Origin of the sequence: Comamonas fluminis (assembly GCF_019186805.1) — a bacterium.
Classification (GTDB): domain Bacteria; phylum Pseudomonadota; class Gammaproteobacteria; order Burkholderiales; family Burkholderiaceae_C; genus Comamonas; species Comamonas fluminis.
In genome coordinates this window covers 354665-372170 of record NZ_CP066783.1, presented here as the reverse complement: position 1 = coordinate 372170, position 17506 = coordinate 354665, and the positions used below count along the sequence as shown (strand labels likewise).

Genomic DNA, 17506 nt, shown 5'->3' with positions numbered 1-17506 from the left:
CAAGGCAGCCAAGCAAGGGCCTGAGCCGGCCGCGCCGCCCCGCAGCGAAGGCTGCGTACCCCTCCCATAGCGCGCAGCGCGTAGAGAGAGGGGGAAGCGGCACAGCCGCTCAGGGGGTGCTTCATCTCTGTGCCTTTTCACGCTCGAACAGGCTTTCCATCTGGCGTTTTCCAGCGAAATACTGCTTGGGCCAGACGATGGGCGTATAGCCAATCTTGGCAGCCTCAGTCAGCGTCCACGCTGGGTTGGCCAGATGCGGACGGGCCACGGCGCACAGGTCGGCACGGCCTGCGGCGATGATGGAGTTGGCGTGATCGGCCTCGCTGATGGCGCCCACGGCCATGGTGGCAATGCCTGCTTCCTGGCGAATGCGGTCGGCAAACGGTGTCTGGAACATGCGGCCAAACACGGGCTTTTCTTCCTTGCTGACCTGGCCTGATGAGCAGTCAATCAGATCGGCACCCGCCGCCTTGAAGGCCTTGGCAATCTCCACCGCATCATCGGGCGTAATGCCGCCGGGCACCCAGTCGTGGGCAGAGATGCGCACCGACATGGGCTTATCCTGAGGCCAGACAGCGCGCACAGCTTTGAATACTTCCAGCGGATAGCGCAGCCGGTTTTCCAGACTACCGCCATATTCGTCGGTACGGTGATTGGTCAGCGGCGAGATAAAGCTGGACAGCAGATAGCCGTGCGCGCAGTGCAGCTCCAGCCAGTCCACGCCAATGTCTGCGGCCATCTGTGCGGCGTGTACAAACTGCTGTTTGACCTCGTCCATATCGGCACGCGTCATGGACCTGGAAATCTGGCTCATACCTTGCAGATATTGCTGCTCTGACGCCGCCATGATGGGCCAGTTGCCTTCTTCAAGCGGCATGTCCGTGCCATCCCAGGCAAGCCGGGTCGATGCCTTGGCACCCGCATGACCGATCTGCATGGCAAATTTGGCGTCGGTGTTGGTATGAATCCAGTCGCTGATGCGCTTCCAGGCCTGCTTTTGTTCTTCGGTGTACGTGCCAGGGCAGCCCGGGGTGATGCGGCCTTCGGGGCTGACGCAGGCCATTTCTGCAAACACCAGACCTGCACCGCCCATGGCGCGCGCCCCCAGATGCACGAGATGGAAATCACCGGGCACGCCATTCACCGCCGAGTACTGCGCCATGGGCGAGACAACGATGCGGTTCTTGAGCGTCACGCCGCGCAGCGTGTAGGGCAGGAACATGGGTGGCGGGGCCTTGCCATCGACCTTGACACCGTTGTGCTCAGCCAGCCATTTTTCATAGCCACCCAGCCAGCTTGCGTCACGCAAGCGCAGGTTTTCGTGGCTGATGCGCTGGCTGCGCGTCAGCATGGAATACATGAACTGCTCTGGCTGCAGCTGGTCGCAATAGCGCTTGCCGCAAACCTCGAACCATTCCATGGCGTTCCACGCCGCGTTCTGAATGCGCAGCGTCTCGATGCGGCGCACCGCCTGGTAGGCATCCAGCACCTCGGGGATATGCTCCTTGGTGTCGCCCGCAATCTTGAACTGGCGTGCCAGCTCGATCGCATCTTCAATCGCCAGTTTGGTGCCCGAGCCAATCGCAAAGTGCGCCGTGTGCACAGCATCGCCCATCAGCACCACGTGGTTGCCCTGGGCATTTTTCAGCGACCACTGATCGCAGACCACACGGTTGAAGTTGATCCAGGCCGAGCCGCGCAGATGGCGCGCATTGGTCATCAACTTCTCGCCCTGCAGATTGTCCGCAAAAATCTTTTCGCAGAAAGCGATGGACTGCTCCTGATCGGCATTTTCCAGACCGCTGGCCTTCCAGGTTTCTTCCGTGGTCTCGACAATAAAGGTCGATGTCTTGTCGTCGAACTTGTAGATATGGGCCTGAAACCAGCCATGCTCTGTGCGCACAAAATCAAAGGTGAATGCCTCGTACACCTTGTTGGTGCCCAGCCAGATAAAGCGGTTGGGGCGGGTGACGATATCGGGCTTGAAGATGTCCTGGTACTTGGTGCGAATCCGCGAGTTCACACCGTCACTGGCAATGATGAGATCGGCGTCGGGATAGTCTTCATCGCTTTGCACCTCGGTCTCGAAAACGAGCTTCACATCCAGCGCCTCGCAGCGCGCCTGCAGGATGTTGAGCAGATGTTTGCGGCCTATGCCCACAAAACCGTGGCCACCTGAGCGAATCTTGCGCCCCTTGAAGAGCAGCTCAATGTCATCCCAGTGATTGAAGGCTTTTTCGATCTGCGCAGCGGTGACAGGGTCCCATTCGCGCATGTTGTCCATGGTGGCGTCCGAGAACACCACGCCCCAGCCGAAGGTGTCGTAAGGCTTGTTGCGCTCCACCACCGTCACATCGTGCGCGGGGTTCATCTGCTTCATCAGCAGCGCGAAATACAGGCCCGCGGGGCCACCACCTATGCAGACAATTTTCATCTCAAGGATCCGATTCAGGCTCGTTGAAAATTACTTTATGTCTAAATTATTAATGCATGAAATTTTCACTAGAATCGGGCCTAACCCTGAAGTCATAACGCGCCAGCCTGCGCACCATTGAAGCCATGGACAAAGCCCAATCCGATCTTTGCTCTTCTGCGCCAGAAGCTCTGGGGCGGGAAGCTGGCCTCTCGCACAACGAGCATCAGGCGGTGCGCCTGTGGCTGCGCCTGCTGACCTGCAGCACGCAGATTGAACAGGTGATTCGCACCCAGCTGCGTACCGAATTCGGCACCACCTTGCCGCGCTTTGACTATCTGGCGCAGCTCAGCCGCTTTCCCAAGGGGCTGCGCATGAAGACGCTGTCCGAGTACCTGATGGTGACGGGCGGCAATGTGACGGGGCTGACCGATCAGCTCGAAGCCGAGGGCTGGGTAGAGCGTGTGGCCGATGAGGAAGATCGCCGCTCCATGACCGTGCGACTGACCCGCGCTGGAAAAAAGCAGTTCAAGACCATGGCTGCTGCGCATGAGCAGTGGCTTGAACAGCTGCTGGCCCCACTGGGGCAGGAGCAGGCGCAGAGCTTGTACGAACAGCTGGGCCAGTTGCGCCTTGTGCTCAGCCCTGCCGATGGCGGCTAGGGCCGCCGCAAAAAACACCATCCGCACGCTATTTCATGGAGAATGCCCTGCACGCAGTCCTGCGTGCATACGCTTTGAGGGGCATGGTTCATGGATTTACGGCATCTGCGATATCAGCTCAGATCGGGGCACTACTACCTGTACGACATGCGTGATGCGCCCAACGCCATCACCGGCGAGCGACCGTATCGTCTCAAGAGCGAACTGGTGGCCATTGCCTTTGACCGCGTCACGGGTCGCGTGCATCAGCACGGCCACCCCACACGCATCAATGCCTGGGCCATGGGCGCGCAGCGGCGCCTGCGCATGGCAGGCGACTGGGATGAAGCAGACAGGCTGGTCGTGGTTGCCGGCCCACTGCCGGAAGAAGAGCTCAACAAGTGCCTGAGCGTGCAGGGCTATTGCCGCTGGTTGCTGGCCCGGCTGGCCCATATGCCCCACGGCAAGATGAGCCCTCGAAAAGCCAGCACTCACGGCCACTGGCAGCACCGTGAGCAGGCGCAGAAGCGCTACGCCGCATAAGATTCAAATCAGCCTCAAGCCCTTTTATTTACTACGCAAGAAGCTATTAATTGATGAGCAATCAGGACGCTTCGTCCACCTCATCCACCTGAATGATTTCAGGCAGTTTCACGATCGTCACCGGCAAGCGGCTATGCCGCGCAATTTCCCGGGACACTGAGCCAATCAAAATACTGCCCAGCCCGCCCTGCCCCGTTGCGCCAATGATGATTTGCTCGCACTCGGTGCTCTCGGCAATGTCGATCAGCGTGTTCGCAGGCTCTCCCAGACTGATTTCCACCTCGTACTGAGCGCCTGCGGCTTTCAGCAATTCCTGAGCGGGTGCGACCAGGTCCATCCCGGCTTCGATGCTGGCGTTGGCAATCAGGTCTGAATCTGTGGTGGCCAACTCCAGCAAGGATGCTTCCTTTTGCACATGCGCAATCACAAAGTGAGCATCCAGCCCTTGCTGCATCAGCTTGATGCCATGACGCACGCCCTCCAGCGCAGCCTCTGAACCATCTACCGCAATCATGATCTTGACCATCTGGCTCTCCTTGTTGTCTTGCAGATCAGTGTAGGCCCAGGTGGCAAAAACAGGGAGAGCACATAGGTCAAGAACAGGCCATTGCAGCAGCGCCCCCGGGCATCTGGGAAAATGGCGGGCTATGCTGCAGTTCGACCTTCTCAAAACCGACCCGACCAGCCACGCCCGCCGTGGCACCGTGACCCTGAACCACGGCAAGGTCCAGACCCCCATCTTCATGCCCGTGGGTACCTATGGCACCGTCAAGGGCGTGATGCCCCGCAGCCTGGAAGAAATGGGCGCGCAGATCATTCTGGGCAACACCTTCCACCTGTGGATGCGCCCCGGCCTGGACATCATGAAGTCCTTTGGCGGCCTGCACGGCTTTGAGAAATGGGACAAGCCCATCCTGACCGACTCGGGCGGGTTCCAGGTCTGGTCGCTGGGCGCCATGCGCAAGATCACCGAGGAAGGCGTGCACTTCCAAAGCCCGGTGAACGGCGACAAGCTGTTCATGTCGCCCGAAGTCAGCATGCAGATCCAGACGATTCTGAATTCGGACATCGTCATGCAGCTGGACGAGTGCACACCGTACGAGACCAACGGCAAGAAGACCACCGAAGCCGAAGCACGCAAATCCATGGAGATGAGCCGCCGCTGGGCCAAGCGCTCCAAGGAAGAGTTCGAGCGCCTGGAGAACCCCAACGCCCTGTTCGGCATTGTGCAAGGCGGCATGTTCACCAACCTGCGCGAAGAGTCGCTGCAGGCGCTGGTGGAAATGGATTTCCCCGGCTATGCCGTGGGCGGCGTCTCCGTGGGCGAGCCCAAGGACGAGATGCTGGAGATCATGGCCCACACGCCGCATCTGCTGCCCGCCAACAAGCCCCGCTACCTGATGGGTGTGGGCACGCCCGAAGATCTGGTGCAAGGCGTGGCCGACGGCGTGGACATGTTCGACTGCGTGATGCCCACCCGCAATGCACGCAACGGCACCATCTTCACCCGCTATGGCGATTTGAAGATCCGCAATGCCCGCCACAAGGTGGACCACCAGCCTATCGACACCACTTGCACCTGCCACGCCTGCGCGGGCAAGAGCGGCGTGAGCTGGGACGACGGCGGCCGCGACGGTTTCAGCCGTGCCTATCTGCACCACCTGGACCGCTGCGGCGAAATGCTGGGCCCGATGCTGACCACCATCCACAACCTGCACTACTACCTGAACCTGATGCAGGAAGTGCGCAACGCGCTGGATGCAGGCACCTTCGCCCAGTTCCGCGCCAAGTTCAAGGAAGACCGCGCACGCGGTGTGTGAAGCCGCTGCACTGATCTGCGGCATTCATTGAAAAGCCAGAGCATTGCTCTGGCTTTTTTCATATGGGCAGCCTTTTCTGACGAGCTGGCGAGTGAGAACGCTTCAAATACCCAAAATTGCCGTTATCAATTGAAAAAATACGTCAATTTGCGTTGCAATTGACCATATGCACATAAGAGAGTGAATGATTCCTGTTAAAATTTTGTCACATTAAAAGCGGTTAGTGCATCGAAGGCCTCACTTACTGACCTAGGTGCCCACCGCCCATCCTCCTCTCAACGCTCCCATGCACCAGGACAGCAAAGACTCCTTGCAAGCGGCAGTCATGCTGGGCGGCATGGTATTTGCCGCCTCTCTTTTAGGCATATGGGCCAGGCCCATTGGCTTTCTGTCCTCGCTCTGGCCAGCCAATGCCTTGCTGCTGGGCTGTCTGCTGCACCGCCCTGACTGGTTGCGGCCCGGGGCCATGCTGGCCGTGCTACTGGGCTATATCTGCGCCGACTTGCTGACAGACAGCCGCCCCGATGTGGCGATCTTGCTCAGCATGGCCAATATGACGGGTGTGGGCTGCGCCTGGCTCATCATGCGCCAGCGCAGCCAGGAAACCATCTTCATGCAGCGCCAGGCCTCTGCCCTGCTGCTGTTTCTGGGCACAGGCACGGCGTCTCTGGCTTCCGCATGCATAGGCGGCCCGGTGCTGAGCGCCGTGTTCGGCACACCACCGCTCAAGGCGTTTTCCATGTGGATCAGCAGCGAGTGGATGAATTACATGATCGTGCTGCCACCGTTGCTGGCCTGGCCCACCCGCCAGCTGCCGCATCGGATGAACGACGCTCGCCCGCTATGGCTCAAGGCCTTTCCGCTGCTGGCAGTCATTGCACTGGAGGCCAGCAGCTACTGGATGGGCGGGCCCGGGGCGCTGGCATTTTCGCTGCCTGCCCTGCTGTGGTGCGCGCTGAGCTACCGGGTATTCACGCTGACGCTCATCACATCAGCGCTGTGCCTGAGCAAGACTCTGGCGATTTCCATGGCGTTTTTTTCCTTTACGCCAGAGCACTTTCTGGAAACCGTCTCCTTCCGCCTCGGGCTGTGCATGCTGATTCTGGGCCCGCTGGCAGTGGCCAGCGCACAGGTATCGCGCTCAGCGCTGATGCGCCAGTTGAGCCGTGCCGTGAATTACGACTTTCTGACCGATGTGCTGACCCGCTCTGCCCTGCTGCACCGGGGCCAGCGGCTGCTGGACCGCAGCAGCCACGCCGGGCAGTCGGCAGCGGTGCTGATGCTGGACCTGGACCACTTCAAACGCGTCAACGACAGCTATGGGCACGCTGCAGGAGATCAGTTGCTGCGCAGCTTCAGCCAGCTGCTGATGCAGAACCTGCGCCCTCAGGATGCCGTGGGGCGCCTGGGCGGGGAAGAATTTGCTGCAGTGCTGCCGCAGGTGGACCGGACAGCCGCTGTGGAGATCACCGAGCGCATCAATCAGGCAACCAGAGAGCTGAGGGTAGATTGCGGCCCTCACCAGATTGAGGCGACTGTCAGCATCGGCCTGGTTCATGTGCAGACCATGGAAGCGCCTCACCAGCTCAGCCAGTTGCTGCAGGAAGCGGATACCGCGCTCTATCAGGCCAAGAGCCAGGGGCGCGACCGGTTCGAAGCCCGTTTTCTGTAGCCTTCAAACATGCGCTGAACTCGCGTTTAAAAGTTCAGGTCTTCGGCAATCACGATCTGATCCAGGCCCAGAGAGCGGCCATGCTGCAGTGCCATGTCTGCACGGTTCAGCAGTTGCTCTGCCGTCTCGCCCTTCAGGTACTCGGCCACAGAAATGGTCAGTGTGGGGTGGTGATGACTGCTCTGGCCCAGAGTCTCGATGTCTTTCCATTCCCCATAGCGCATGCTGGCGCGAATACGGTGCAGCACCCAGATAGCCTGCATGGAGTTGGTATCCGGCAGCACCAGACAGAAAGCGGCTGCCCGGTGGCGCCCCAGTCTGTCCACAGAGCGAATCTGGGCGCTGAGCAAGCCTCCCAGCATCATCTGCACCTGCTGCTCCAGCGGCGTGCTTCTGGCACTGGAAAGCTGCTGCGCACGCGGTACCCAGGGGTCCATTTCAACCAGTGCCACACAGAAGGTTTCCGTCTTGCGCGCATGACGTTCGCGCAGCTGGTTGATGAATTCTGTAATGCGGGGCAGGCTGTCGGCGCCGGTCAGTGGATCTGTGGGAGAAGCTTTTTCCTCAGACTTCTGCTGCAGCGCGATGCATTGCAGCTCCAGCTGCGCAATCTCCTGCCTGGCGCGCAAAGTCTGGCAATGAAGCGCGACAGCTGCCAGGCCTGCATGGGCCATCAGAACCAGAACCCAGGCGATCACCTGATAGGGCTGCAAAAATCGTTCAGTCTGGGGGCTTGTCAGCACAACCGCCAGCAAAGCCACCAGCACATGCGCCGCCGCCAAGATCAGGCCTGACTGGCGCAGCCGGGGAAAGGGGTTGCAGCCCCACAGCAGCATGACCGAGCCAGAGAACCACAGCGGCAAGGCCAGCGAAAAGAATGCGGGCTGTGCCCACCACAGGGCGCCAGCGGCCAGACTGCTCAAGACACCGTAGCCCACCAGCGGCCAGCTGGACTGTTGGCTGCGGCACAGCCCCCACCACACAGCAGAGGCCACCGCCCAGCCCAGCGACCAGCTGAGAAGCCCGGAAAGACTCCACTGCAGAGCGCTGATGCTGACCGCCGTCAGCAGCAGCACAAATGCCACCTGCAGCAGCCAGGGGACGAAATGGGCCCAGCCCCGGCCCCATGCAGAGCATGCCTGGTTTTCTGCGTTTTCCTTATTTGTTGCCTGGCCCATGGTCAACTCACTGAAACTGTTCAATCGCTGGCTATTGTCCCTGCTGCGGCGCCATCGCGTGTTGCAGGCGCGCCATCAAGTGCGGGCAACAGCTTTCCAGCAGGCGTACCGCAGGCATGGCAGAAGCGGGAGAAAGCACTCTTGCGGGTATGGCAATGGCCGCAATGATCGAACAGGCCAATCCCGCAATGGGGGCAGAAGTCGATCTCGGTGTTCTTCAGGTCCACCGGGCGCTCGCAGCCGGGGCAGACGCTTTTGGACAGCCGCTCCAGCGCAACGTCGTAGCTCAGCTCCTCACGGCGCTGCACCTCGGGCATGGCCTCGCGCAGCTTTTGTTTTTCCAGATAGCGGTTGAGCGCAATGATGGCGTAGCGCCCCAGCAGCACCGTGACCACAATGCCCACGATGTAGCGCACATAGCCGCCGTAATCGGGCAGATAGGGCACCAGCTCGACAAAGAAGGCGAACAGCGCAAAGAAGATAAAGCCCCAGACAAACGGCCACCAGGTGCTCTTGCGCTGCTTGGCAAACAGCCAGCCTGCCACCACCAGCAATGGCAAGGTAATGGCCAGGCGGTAGAGGAAAACCTTGAGCTCGCTGGCGCGGGCGGCGGATTGATATTCGGGGTAGGCCGCATCGCGCAGCTGGCTCATTTCCTGCTCAGCATTAGAGACAGCTTGCGAGGCTTCCAGATTCGTCTGCGCCTGCTTTTCCAGTTCTTCACGGGCCTTGTTCTCGGCCTGCTTGATATCGTCCAGCGCCTTGGTGCGGGCCAGCAGTTCGGAATCCTGCTCGGGCCGCTCGGTCACGCGGCGGGTGGAAACCCAGTTCTGGAAGGTGTCTCGTGCAGACTGGTAACGCGCCCGCTCGGCGTCGTATTTGAGCTGCGCCTTGTCGTGTGCTCGCCCCGTCTGGCTGGCCAGGGCCTGCGCCTTGTCAATCTGCGCCTGCACGCGCTGTGCGTCGGCTTCGGGAATGAACTGCTCCACTTCCAGCGCGGTATTGGGCTGGGGCAGGTTGCCCACCACCAGGCTGCCCAGCCCGATCAGGAAGAACGCAAAGGCTGCGGCCACCAGCCACAGGCCACGGCGAAACCATCTTTCGGGCAGCCGCAAGGATTTACTCATAGCCAATTACTCCTGAATTCATAGCTGAAAGCGCAATACTTAAAAGCGCCAGAGCCACATTTCTTGCAAACTCAACGAATTTCCTGCACGGCTGCCGCCATTTGCGTGCGCTGCAGCCAGCGGGTGACGGAATCGACCGTCACCGTCTCGATACGGCTGGCATAGCGCTTGTCATTGGGGTGGTCATCAAAGGCGATATTGGCCGCCGTCATGCGGCCACCCAGCCGGGAAAACGCACGAATGATGAGCGAGCTGGGCTCATACCCCTGGGCCTGCAGCCAGCTCTGGGCCTGCGCACGGTTCTGAATGCCGGCCGGGTTCATGGCAGCAGCCAGCGTCTCTGTGGCCCACTGGTTGGACTGCTGATATTTCTGCCCCCATGCATAGCTGACCATGCTGTAGGGCTCGTTTTGCAGACGCAGCACCGAGGGCTGGGTCAGAAAACTCCACAGCGCCTTCTGCACCGCAGGGGTTGGCACCTGCACGCCTGCCGTATAGCTCCACATATCGTCCAGGAAAAACTCACCCAGCCCCTGGCGATAGACATGGCCACCGGCCGTGCCGCATTCGTTGAGCTTGTGCGCCACGCGCCAGACACCTTCGGGCGTGCGATAGGCCCAGCCGTAGTGCGAGTACTTGAGCTCGTACTTGCTCAAGTCCTGCCCTTCCCGCGCCAGCAGCACGACCTGGGTGCCATTCTTTTTGTATTCGGCATCCAGCGCCTTGGCGGCTTTCACGGCCAGGTTCAGGCCCTTGCTCATGGTCTCGGCTGTCAGCGGCTTGTTCTCACAGCTGCGACCGGCGTGGGCTGAGCCCGCCCACGCAATGAAGGCTGCCCCCAGCACCAGCACAGCGGTACTGGGCAGGCGACGGCTAGAGCTAGGCACCGGCAATACAGCATGCACAACGGGAATTTGCTCCATGGTCATCTCCGTGCTCACAGGCGTTCGTTGTGCATCAGCGTCTTGCCAATTTCATTGGGGATAAAGGCCAGCACCTTGCCTGCGGCAGACAGAATCACGCCCGCGCCGTTCACGCTGGTTTCCACCACCGTGCCCACGCCCACCGACAGCGCACCTGCGGCCTGGCCAGAGACTTTGACCACGGCAGAGGCGCCATCGGCCATGCTTTTCAGCACATAACTTACGCCGTCTGCGGAAGACTCCACGGCCTCGACCACTGCGAAAGCGCCAGCCAGAGAAAGAAATACAGGAACCGCCACAATGTTCTCCGATTGACCACCAGAAGCCACTCCTGCAACCACCGAGGCCACAGGCAAAGCCGACAGCACCAGCGAAGTTTCGCTTTGCGCATAAGCGCTGGTGCCGCCCAGCAAGGCGCAGGCCATGCCCAGTGCACACAGGCTGTTGCGCAGAGGACGAATCAAAGTCGAGGTGGTAATCATTGAAAGCTCCCGCTTGTTGTTGAAATCTGTCCCGCGTTGGTTGCGGCGACAGATGAATCATCGGTGCGCCCACACCCGCTGGCCCTTTGTTTTGTCAGAATCAGCGTGTTGCAGCGCCTGCAGTATCTTGAATTGATACTTCTTCGCAGGGCTTAGACCCCAGCAACATCTTGCACGTTTCCATTGCCCACAACTATCAACAATCATGAGGCACATCATGCGGAGCAATCCACAACACCGGGCGCGGCGCATTGGCGCAGCAGCGGTCATCGCCACGCTGGCTATGGCCGCCAGCAGCTGGGCACAGGGAGATATCCAGTTTTCCTTCTCCAAAATGGCCACCGGCCCGCTGCCTGCGCCCTGGCACTTTGCTACCCTGCCCAACAAGAACGCCACCGAGTTTGCGATTGCCGAAGTCGATGGCCAGCATGCGCTGCGTATAGCCACACAGGACGCTTACGGCAATATGGTGCACACGCTGCACCAGAGCCCATCGGCCAGCCCGCAGCTGCAGTGGCGCTGGCGTGTGGACCATCTGGTGGAAAAAGCCGATATCACCCGCAAGGCGGGCGATGACGCGGCGCTCAAGCTCTGCGTATCGTTTGACTACGACAAGTCGCAGCTCAGTCTGGGGGAGCGCACCAAGCTGCGTCTGGGCAAGATCAGCACGGGCGAAGACATTCCGGCCGAAACGCTGTGCTACGTCTGGGACAACAAGCAGCCCGTGGGCAGCGCGCAGCACAACGCCTTCACCCACCGCATGCGCTACATCGTGCTGCAAAGTGGCAGCCAGCACCTGGGCCAGTGGATGACGGAGCAGCGCAATCTGGCCGCCGACTATGCGCAGGCTTTTGGCGATGAATCCAGCGCCATGCCCATGCTGATTGGCATCACCATCTCCGCCGATTCAGACAACACCCACGGCAGCGGCCTGGCCTATATGGGCGATATCCGCCTGCAGCCCTGATAGCGGCAATCAGCCGCGCTGCAGCAAATCTGCCACGCGCTGCTGCAGCAGGCCGGGGGTGGCCTCTGCTGCAGGCACTGGCTCACCCACTTCCAGCCCCACGCGGTTGAACAAGCCACGGCGCAGCGGCTTGACCATGGCGACGTTTTTGCCGCCGCGCACCTCGACACGGCTGAAGTACGAGCCCCAGAGATTGGTCAGCGCCATGGGGATGATGGGCACGTCCAGACCGTCGGCCTTGGCGCGCTCCAGAATCTTCATGATGCCGCCCTTGAAGGGCTGCAATTGCCCGTCGAAGGTGATGCCGCCTTCAGGGAAGATGGCCAGCAGATCGCCCTCGCGCAGCACCTCGCCAGCGCGGGCAAAGGCCGCTTCATAGGTGGCCGGATCTTCCTTGTGCGGAGCAATGGGGATGGCCTTGGCCAGCTTGAACATCCAGCCCAGCACCGGCGTCTGGAAGATGCGGTGGTCCATCACAAAGTGAATGGGACGCGGGCTGGCGGCCATCAGCAAGATGGCGTCGACAAAGCTCACATGGTTACAGACCAGCACGGCCGCGCCCTGGCTGGGAATGTTCTCGTAGCCGCGCACCTTGAAGCGATAGACAAAGTGTGTGATGACCCAGGCCACAAAGCGCAGCAGATATTCGGGAACCAGCAGGAACACGTACAGCGCCACGATGGCATTGGCAATGCCGGTGATGAGAAACACCTGCGGAATAGTGCAGCCCGCCGCCAGCAAACCACCGGCCAGCACGGCCGAGACAATCATGAACAGCGCATTCAGAATATTGTTGGCCGCAATCACCCGCGCACGGTGCGTGGGCTGGCTGCGCATCTGAATCAGCGCATACATGGGCACGCTGTACAGGCCTGCAAACAGGCTTAGCAGCAGCAAATCCACCAGCACGCGCCAGTTCGCACCGACGTTCAGAAATTCGGCCGCGCTCATCGGTGAAGACGAGGGCGGCAGGCCGCGCGAGGCAAAGTACAGGTCAATGGCAAACACGCTCATGCCAATGGCGCCCAGCGGCACCAGACCAATTTCCACCTGACGGCGCGACATCATCTCGCACAGCAGCGAGCCCGTGCCAATGCCGATGGAGAACACCACCAGCAGTAGCGAAGCCACTTGCTCGTTGCCGTGCAGCACATCCTTGGCAAAGCTGGGGAACTGGCTCAGAAACACCGCGCCAAAGAACCACATCCAGCTGATGCCCAGCAGCGAACGAAACACCACGGGCTGCTGGCGGGCCAGTTGCAGGTTACGCCAGGTTTCGGTGAAGGGGTTCCAGTTGATGACCAGATTCGGGTCCGTCGCTGGCGCATGGGGAATGAACTGCGCGCAGATACGCCCGATGATGGCCACGCCCACGCAGGCCACAGCCACCTGCAGATGGCCCACCTCGGGAATGGCAATCAGCAAACCACCCGCCACCTGCCCCAGCAAAATGGCCACAAAAGTGCCCATTTCCACCATGCCATTGCCGCCCGTCAGTTCCCGCTCATTGAGCACCTGGGGCAGGTAGGCAAACTTGACAGGGCCGAACAGCGTGGAATGCAGCCCCATTAAAAACACGCACAACAGCAGCACCGGCACGTTGGACTGCACAAAGCCCCAGCCCGCAATCAGCATGATGCCGATCTCCAGGTTCTTCACCAGGCGGAACATGCGCGTCTTGTCCCACTTGTCCGTCAACTGACCCGAGGTGGCCGAAAACAGCAGATACGGCAGCGTGAACAGCGCACCAATCACCAGCCCGGCCAGCGAAGGCGGCAGCCACGAGACGCTGAGCTGGTAGGTCACCATCACCGTGAAGGCAAACTTGAACAGGTTGTCGTTGCCCGCCCCGGCAAACTGCGTCCAGAAAAACGGCGCAAAGCGGCGCTGGCCCAGCAGGGCAAACTGGTTGGGGTGCGAGTCTGTATGTGAGGGCTTGTCTTGGGTGACTGCCACCTCACCGGCCTGCTTTGAATTCATGGTTCTCTCCCTGGTGCGCTGCTGGCATTGTGCCTATCTGCTTTGAATTCTTTGTAGGTTTTATGCCGCAATCGCTTATTGCTCTTGCGTAAGCCGCTATGAAAATTACCTTGCGCGCCATTGCTGCAGTGCGCGCAGCACCGGCAATGCCGCCGCAGCCGCCACCCAGTGCTTGAGGCTGTGGCCAGAGATCGCATGGCCGCTGATTTCAAACACATCGCTGTCAGACATCTCCAGCAGCTTGGCCACGGCATACAGGCCAATCACCCAGCCCAGCTCCACCGGCAGAGCATGGCGGCGCGGCGCGACAAAAGACAGCCACAGGATGATGACCATGCCACCCGCCTGCACCAACACCCAGGGCAGCACATTGCTGGTCTGCGACCACACCCATACGCTGATGGGCGCAGCCAGCAGCACCACGGCCGTTGTAATGCGGGCGCTGATGTCGTCAATGCGCGTTTGCACCGCCAGCCCCAGCAGACCGGCAAACGCCACGCTCATGCCCAGTCTGTCCCAGACCAGCCCCGCATCCTGCGGCGCCCAGTGATAGAAGGTCGATCCCGCACCCGAGCACAGCAGGCCCGCAAAAAACAGCGCGCACAGGGCCCGGGCCGTTGCGCAAAGCCGGTAGCGGTCTGCACGCCACAGCACCACCAGACCGGCAAGTCCGGCAATCACAAAGCCCAGATTGCTCAGCACATCAGCCGCATGGGGCAAGGCGCCCCAGCCGCGCTGGTCGGCAAACGCGTGATAGTGCGCGGGCTGGGCCATGCCGGGCAGCACCAGCGCCAGCGTCAGCAAGAACGCCATGCCGCCGAACAGCGCAAAGTGCTGTTCCAGCGTGCCGTAGCGGCGGGATGTGGCCGTTTCCACAGTGGTCAGGGGTGATGTGTGCAGGCGCATGGCGCGGCTCCTTGTGTCATTGCCGCGCAGTATGGAAATTCAATACCGCTGCAGCATCGATCTTCTACACTTGCACTACATCGCTGCACCGGCAGTACTACAGACCGATACCATGAGCACGACCGCAGACCTCGTCACCGCCATCAAGAAAGAACTCAAGGCCGCGCAGATGACCTATGCCGATCTGGCCGAGGCGATCGACATGGCGGAATCCAGCGTCAAGCGCATGCTGGCCAAGGGCGATATGCCGCTGTCACGCATCGACGAGATCTGCCGCGCCCTGCATCTGGACTTTGCCGATCTGGCGCGCAGCGTGGCCGACAGCCGCCCTCTGCTGCAGCAAATCAGCCGCGAGCAGGAAATTGCCGTGGTGGCCGACCGCAAGCTGCTGCTGACAGCCATCTGCGTGCTCAGCCAGTGGACGCTGGAGCAGATTGTTGCCACATACCGCATCAGCGAGCCCGAGGGCATTGGCTACCTGGCCCAGCTGGACCGTATCGGCATCATCGAGCTGCGCCCCGGCAACCGCTACAAGCTGCGCCTGGCCAAGACTTTCCGCTGGCAGCCCAATGGTCCGGTGATGGATTTCTTCCGCGAAAACGCCGTACTGGACTACTTTGGCGGCCAGTTTTCCGATGAGGACGAAACCATGCTGCTGGTGCACGGCTCCATCGCGCCGCATCTGGCACCCAATTTTGTGGAGCGCATTCAGCGCATAGGCCAGGACTTCTCTCAGCAGCACCAGCAGGACCAGCGCCTGGGCCAGAACAAGCTGGAGGGCTACACCCTGGTGCTGGGCATGCGCAAATGGGAGCTGCCCGCATTTGCGTCTTTGCGCCGCTAAGCGAACGCTTCTGTATCGATAGCATCACCCCGTCTATATTCCTTGACCTCCTGCTGATTTCATACAAACTTCACCAAGCAGACACACAAGATTGCAAGACTTCGCACAGCGGCAATGGCTGCTTGACGCAAGCGCATGAACATAGAGCCCAAGGGATGCCTGAGAACGCACAGGCAGCCCACTCACTCAAGTCAAGGAGGCTCTCATGCTGACAATCCGCTCCACTGTTCAATCTGCTCTGGCTGCCAGCGCACTGGCATTGATCGGTTTTGCCGCACCAGCCCACGCCTATGGCAACCACGGCCCCAGCGCCAGCCAGGGCGCTTATGTGAATGTGCAGTTCGGCGCCCCTCCTCCCGCCCGCTATGAAGCTGTGCCCGCCCCCCGCCGTGGCTATTTCTGGGCACCGGGCTACTGGGAGCCACGCGGCCACCGCCATGTGTGGCGAGCAGGCCACTGGGTGCAAAGCCGCCCCGGCTATGTGTACCGCCAGCCCGTCTGGAGCCAGCATGGCAACCGCTGGGACTACCGCGCCAGCCGCTGGGATCGTGATGGCGATGGAGTGCCCAACCGCCATGACCGCAACCCCAACAACCCGCACCGCCGTTAATTCACAGCGTTGATCGCTCCCTCCGCTGGTCCCTCCGAGTCATCACTTTCCAGCGGATTTCGGCCTGCACTTGTCATGAGTGCAGGCTGTTTTTCATTCCAGTTTTCAGAGGTCTGCCGGGAAACCAGTTCTTAACCCTACAGTCTTTATGCTGCATAAGCATATAGAAGCAAGGTATGAAATTACGGACACAATTGCCAACATTCAAGGTTCATCTGGACAAGTCCCACCATGCGTTTGCTGCCCCGTTTTCTTTCCGGTCTTGCTGCCACAGCGGCAGCTGCTGCTTTCCTGCCCGTTGCCAGCCATGCCGCCGACTCTGGCGCGGCCAGCTATCCGCACCAGCCCATCACCATGATCATGGGCTTCAACGCAGGCTCGGGCGTGGACGTGATTGGCCGCGTGGCGCAGGAGCCGCTGGGCAAGATCCTGGGCCAGCCCATCATCATTGACTACAAGACCGGCGCTGCCGGCAATATCGGCAGCGAGTTCGTGGCCCGCGCCAAGCCCGATGGCTACACGATTTACTTCGGCACCGCCGCCACCCACGGCAGCAACGCCGCCCTGTACAAAAAGCTGCCTTTTGACGTCGAGACTGACTTTGTGCCCGTGGCACCGCTGGTGGATGTGGCCAATGTGCTGACCATCAACCCCAACGTCATTAACGTCAAAAACCTCAAGGAGTTCGTGGACGAGGTCAAGGCCCACCCCGGCAAGTACAACTACGCCTCCACCGGCAATGGTGCAGGCACGCACATGGCGTTTGCCGAGTTCAACTCGCGCCTGGGTCTGGACATGGTGCACGTGCCCTACAAGGGCGGCCCCGAAGCCATTACCTCGGTGCTGCGCGGCGAGACCTGCTGCATCATGAACCAGGTGCAGACCGTGCTGAGCCACTACAAGGCGGGCAAGGTGCGCCTGCTGGGTGTGACCACCGCCAAGCCCGTGGAAGCCGTCAAGGAAGTGCCCACCATTGCCTCCAGCGGCCTGCCCGGCACCAAGGGCTTTAACAGCTCCATCTGGTTTGGCATCTTCGCCCCCAAGGGCACAGACCCGGTGATCGTCAAGAAGCTCAACCACGCCGTCAACGAAGTGCTGAACCAGCCCGAGGTGCGCGAGCGCTTTGTCTCGCAGGGCAACACCATCCGCGAAGAGACCCCTGAGCAGTTCAAGAAGACGGTGCACAACGACCGTATCAAGTGGGCGAAGGTGGTCAAGGACGCTAGGATTAGTATTGACTAACCCCCTGAGGCGCTTTGCGCCTTCCCCCTTTCTCTACGCGCTTCGCGCTATGGAAGGGGAACGACGCCATCGCCGCGAGGCGGCTCTTGCTTGGCGTCACTGACTTGGGCCACGACAGTTTTGAGCCGAGCCAGTTTCGGGCGTAGCTTGTTTCGGTG

The 17506-nt window shown here is 60.7% G+C and carries 16 protein-coding genes; 8 read left to right on the top strand and 8 right to left on the bottom strand.

Annotation, left to right across the window (positions count from 1 at the left end; genetic code table 11):
* Positions 1-121: 121 nt before the first annotated feature.
* Entirely contained in the window at positions 122-2434 is a 2313-nt protein-coding gene (locus tag JDW18_RS02010) for a bifunctional salicylyl-CoA 5-hydroxylase/oxidoreductase (RefSeq protein WP_218242100.1), read from the bottom strand.
* Positions 2435-2559: 125 nt separating this feature from the next.
* Between JDW18_RS02010 and JDW18_RS02005 the strand changes: the two genes are divergently transcribed.
* Together JDW18_RS02005 and JDW18_RS02000 are read left to right on the top strand one after the other, a co-directional pair.
* Positions 2560-3075: a MarR family winged helix-turn-helix transcriptional regulator gene (locus tag JDW18_RS02005; RefSeq protein WP_218242099.1), complete on the top strand. Its 516-nt coding sequence runs from the start codon at positions 2560-2562 to the stop codon at positions 3073-3075.
* Positions 3076-3165: 90 nt separating this feature from the next.
* On the top strand, positions 3166-3597 hold the full coding sequence (locus JDW18_RS02000; protein ID WP_218242098.1) for a hypothetical protein: 432 nt from the start codon (positions 3166-3168) through the stop codon (positions 3595-3597).
* 61 nt (positions 3598-3658) lie between these two features.
* Here JDW18_RS02000 and JDW18_RS01995 read toward each other — a convergent pair whose 3' ends face one another.
* On the bottom strand, positions 3659-4123 hold the full coding sequence (locus tag JDW18_RS01995; RefSeq protein ID WP_218242097.1) for a universal stress protein: 465 nt from the start codon (positions 4121-4123) through the stop codon (positions 3659-3661).
* Positions 4124-4244: 121 nt separating this feature from the next.
* Here JDW18_RS01995 and tgt point away from each other — a divergent pair, with 121 nt between their 5' ends.
* Both tgt and JDW18_RS01985 read left to right on the top strand, forming a co-directional pair.
* The gene (gene tgt / locus JDW18_RS01990) at positions 4245-5417 is read left to right on the top strand and encodes a tRNA guanosine(34) transglycosylase Tgt (protein WP_218242096.1); all 1173 of its coding nucleotides are present in this window, start codon (positions 4245-4247) and stop codon (positions 5415-5417) included.
* A 286-nt stretch (positions 5418-5703) separates the two neighbouring features.
* The gene (locus JDW18_RS01985) at positions 5704-7089 is read left to right on the top strand and encodes a GGDEF domain-containing protein (RefSeq protein WP_218242095.1); all 1386 of its coding nucleotides are present in this window, start codon (positions 5704-5706) and stop codon (positions 7087-7089) included.
* 26 nt (positions 7090-7115) lie between these two features.
* Here JDW18_RS01985 and JDW18_RS01980 read toward each other — a convergent pair whose 3' ends face one another.
* The 4 genes from JDW18_RS01980 to JDW18_RS01965 form a co-directional block, all read right to left on the bottom strand.
* Entirely contained in the window at positions 7116-8267 is a 1152-nt protein-coding gene (locus tag JDW18_RS01980; protein ID WP_218242094.1) for a GGDEF domain-containing protein, read from the bottom strand.
* 20 nt (positions 8268-8287) lie between these two features.
* On the bottom strand, positions 8288-9394 hold the full coding sequence (locus JDW18_RS01975; RefSeq protein ID WP_218242093.1) for a zinc ribbon domain-containing protein: 1107 nt from the start codon (positions 9392-9394) through the stop codon (positions 8288-8290).
* A 71-nt stretch (positions 9395-9465) separates the two neighbouring features.
* Positions 9466-10317 (bottom strand): DUF2145 domain-containing protein, encoded by an 852-nt coding sequence (locus tag JDW18_RS01970; protein WP_218242092.1) that lies wholly within the window; start codon positions 10315-10317, stop codon positions 9466-9468.
* Positions 10318-10331: 14 nt separating this feature from the next.
* On the bottom strand, positions 10332-10799 hold the full coding sequence (locus JDW18_RS01965; protein WP_218242091.1) for a hypothetical protein: 468 nt from the start codon (positions 10797-10799) through the stop codon (positions 10332-10334).
* 217 nt (positions 10800-11016) lie between these two features.
* Here JDW18_RS01965 and JDW18_RS01960 point away from each other — a divergent pair, with 217 nt between their 5' ends.
* Entirely contained in the window at positions 11017-11766 is a 750-nt protein-coding gene (locus JDW18_RS01960) for a DUF3047 domain-containing protein (RefSeq protein ID WP_246610218.1), read from the top strand.
* A 9-nt stretch (positions 11767-11775) separates the two neighbouring features.
* Here JDW18_RS01960 and JDW18_RS01955 read toward each other — a convergent pair whose 3' ends face one another.
* Together JDW18_RS01955 and JDW18_RS01950 are read right to left on the bottom strand one after the other, a co-directional pair.
* Complete coding sequence (locus JDW18_RS01955) at positions 11776-13746, bottom strand: MFS transporter (RefSeq protein ID WP_218242090.1); 1971 nt, start codon at positions 13744-13746, stop codon at positions 11776-11778.
* A gap of 105 nt (positions 13747-13851) precedes the next feature.
* Complete coding sequence (locus JDW18_RS01950; protein WP_218242089.1) at positions 13852-14652, bottom strand: hypothetical protein; 801 nt, start codon at positions 14650-14652, stop codon at positions 13852-13854.
* A 112-nt stretch (positions 14653-14764) separates the two neighbouring features.
* On the opposite strand from JDW18_RS01950, the gene JDW18_RS01945 reads away from it, so the two are divergent.
* The 3 genes from JDW18_RS01945 to JDW18_RS01935 all read left to right on the top strand — a co-directional run bounded on the left by JDW18_RS01945 (position 14765) and on the right by JDW18_RS01935 (position 17348).
* Entirely contained in the window at positions 14765-15496 is a 732-nt protein-coding gene (locus JDW18_RS01945) for a helix-turn-helix domain-containing protein (RefSeq protein ID WP_218242088.1), read from the top strand.
* Positions 15497-15701: 205 nt separating this feature from the next.
* Positions 15702-16106 carry a YXWGXW repeat-containing protein gene (locus JDW18_RS01940; RefSeq protein WP_218242087.1) on the top strand — a complete coding sequence of 135 codons (405 nt, stop codon included), beginning with the start codon at positions 15702-15704 and terminating at the stop codon, positions 16104-16106.
* Positions 16107-16337: 231 nt separating this feature from the next.
* The gene (locus tag JDW18_RS01935) at positions 16338-17348 is read left to right on the top strand and encodes a Bug family tripartite tricarboxylate transporter substrate binding protein (protein WP_218242086.1); all 1011 of its coding nucleotides are present in this window, start codon (positions 16338-16340) and stop codon (positions 17346-17348) included.
* Positions 17349-17506 lie beyond the last annotated feature (158 nt).

Excerpts from the sequence above, each read along its gene's own strand:
- JDW18_RS02010 (WP_218242100.1), bottom strand. The coding sequence starts at position 2,434 with ATGAAAATTGTCTGCATAGGTGGTGGCCCCGCGGGCCTGTATTTCGCG.
- JDW18_RS02005 (WP_218242099.1), top strand. The coding sequence starts at position 2,560 with ATGGACAAAGCCCAATCCGATCTTTGCTCTTCTGCGCCAGAAGCTCTG.
- JDW18_RS02000 (WP_218242098.1), top strand. The coding sequence starts at position 3,166 with ATGGATTTACGGCATCTGCGATATCAGCTCAGATCGGGGCACTACTAC.
- JDW18_RS01995 (WP_218242097.1), bottom strand. The coding sequence starts at position 4,123 with ATGGTCAAGATCATGATTGCGGTAGATGGTTCAGAGGCTGCGCTGGAG.
- tgt (WP_218242096.1), top strand. The coding sequence starts at position 4,245 with ATGCTGCAGTTCGACCTTCTCAAAACCGACCCGACCAGCCACGCCCGC.
- JDW18_RS01985 (WP_218242095.1), top strand. The coding sequence starts at position 5,704 with ATGCACCAGGACAGCAAAGACTCCTTGCAAGCGGCAGTCATGCTGGGC.
- JDW18_RS01980 (WP_218242094.1), bottom strand. The coding sequence starts at position 8,267 with ATGGGCCAGGCAACAAATAAGGAAAACGCAGAAAACCAGGCATGCTCT.
- JDW18_RS01975 (WP_218242093.1), bottom strand. The coding sequence starts at position 9,394 with ATGAGTAAATCCTTGCGGCTGCCCGAAAGATGGTTTCGCCGTGGCCTG.
- JDW18_RS01970 (WP_218242092.1), bottom strand. The coding sequence starts at position 10,317 with ATGGAGCAAATTCCCGTTGTGCATGCTGTATTGCCGGTGCCTAGCTCT.
- JDW18_RS01965 (WP_218242091.1), bottom strand. The coding sequence starts at position 10,799 with ATGATTACCACCTCGACTTTGATTCGTCCTCTGCGCAACAGCCTGTGT.
- JDW18_RS01960 (WP_246610218.1), top strand. The coding sequence starts at position 11,017 with ATGCGGAGCAATCCACAACACCGGGCGCGGCGCATTGGCGCAGCAGCG.
- JDW18_RS01955 (WP_218242090.1), bottom strand. The coding sequence starts at position 13,746 with ATGAATTCAAAGCAGGCCGGTGAGGTGGCAGTCACCCAAGACAAGCCC.
- JDW18_RS01950 (WP_218242089.1), bottom strand. The coding sequence starts at position 14,652 with ATGCGCCTGCACACATCACCCCTGACCACTGTGGAAACGGCCACATCC.
- JDW18_RS01945 (WP_218242088.1), top strand. The coding sequence starts at position 14,765 with ATGAGCACGACCGCAGACCTCGTCACCGCCATCAAGAAAGAACTCAAG.
- JDW18_RS01940 (WP_218242087.1), top strand. The coding sequence starts at position 15,702 with ATGCTGACAATCCGCTCCACTGTTCAATCTGCTCTGGCTGCCAGCGCA.
- JDW18_RS01935 (WP_218242086.1), top strand. The coding sequence starts at position 16,338 with ATGCGTTTGCTGCCCCGTTTTCTTTCCGGTCTTGCTGCCACAGCGGCA.